The sequence below is a fragment of the Streptococcus mitis genome (genome assembly GCF_002096925.1).
GTDB classification, from domain to species: Bacteria; Bacillota; Bacilli; order Lactobacillales; family Streptococcaceae; genus Streptococcus; species Streptococcus mitis_AF.
Genome location: NZ_NCVN01000054.1, coordinates 1 through 787, shown reverse-complemented (window position 1 = coordinate 787; position 787 = coordinate 1). Strand labels below are relative to the sequence as shown.

Genomic DNA, 787 nt, shown 5'->3' with positions numbered 1-787 from the left:
GTAAGGTCCTTAGGACTGAACTTACGAGCCAAGTCCATACCTGCAGACTGAAGGAAGGTTGTCTTTCCGGTACCCGGACTTCCATAGAGAAGGACATGTCCGTCCTTGGCGAGATTGATAGAGACGGATTCCTGCTTCTGAGCCTGCGGGATATCTGCCATTCCAAGTAGAATTGAGAGTGATTTCTCTTGTGCCCAGGCTATTGCTGGTTGCACTTCTTCCAGCTCCTCCAGCGCAATGCGCTCCTTAAGTGGTGGCAACCATGGCTGTGGTACTGGAGGAATTTCTTGTTCTTCACATAGGAGATGGATATTGTGCACAATAGCATCTAGCTCTGTCGGAACTTCCTTGATTTCGTCCGCATCCTCTAAGCCCGATAAGTCTTCATTTAGGATTTCATATTGCCCCAATTCATTGATCAGATAGATGGTATGGTCTTCAATTCCCATATCATCCTTTTCTGGCTGGTAATCTGCGCCTGACCAGGCTGACTGGAAGAGCTCATAGACTTCATTATTTCCGACTTGCAGATAGGCGCGTCCCGTCTGAGTGATCTCAGCCGCATCCGGTGTATGAAGCATTTCATTGGAGTCCGAACGATCTGCTACCTTAAGGGCAATCTTAAAGCGAGAGTTGGACCAGATCTGGTCATCTACCACACCTGATGGCTTTTGAGTAGCTAGGATCAAGTGAACACCGAGGGAACGCCCGACACGCGCAATAGATACCAACTTCTTGATAAAGTCGGGCTGGTTAACCTTGAGCTCTGCAAACTCATCTGAGATGA

1 pseudogene is annotated in these 787 nt (G+C 48.3%); it reads right to left on the bottom strand.

What is annotated here, in order from left to right:
* Positions 1 to 787, bottom strand: a pseudogene (locus tag B7692_RS07500) (hypothetical protein); the annotation flags it as partial.